Source organism: Micromonospora sp. NBRC 101691, assembly GCF_030269285.1.
Lineage (GTDB): Bacteria > Actinomycetota > Actinomycetes > Mycobacteriales > Micromonosporaceae > Micromonospora > Micromonospora echinospora.
Genome location: NZ_BSTB01000069.1, coordinates 1 through 339 on the forward strand (window position 1 = coordinate 1; position 339 = coordinate 339).

Genomic DNA, 339 nt, shown 5'->3' on the forward strand with positions numbered 1-339 from the left:
TCACCCGCTCGGAGAACACCCCCTGGTACGAAGGCCCCTCCCTGCTCCACCACCTGGAGCACGTGCACATCGCCTCGGACCGGAACCTCGTCGACGTCCGCTTCCCCGTGCAGTACGTGATCCGTCCGCAGTCCACGACGGTGACGGACTACCGGGGTTACGCCGGTCAGGTCGCCTCTGGGGTGTTGAAGCCCGGGGACGAGGTGATGGTGCTGCCGTCGGGGTTCACCTCCCACATCGCGTCGGTGGAGACCGCTGACGGACCCGTCGGCGAGGCGTTCCCGCCGATGTCCGTGACCGTCCGTCTGACCGACGAGATCGACATCTCCCGTGGGGACA

General features: G+C 67.6%; 1 pseudogene. It reads left to right on the forward strand.

What is annotated here, in order from left to right:
* A pseudogene (locus QSK20_RS31990) lies at positions 1–339 on the forward strand (sulfate adenylyltransferase); the annotation flags it as partial.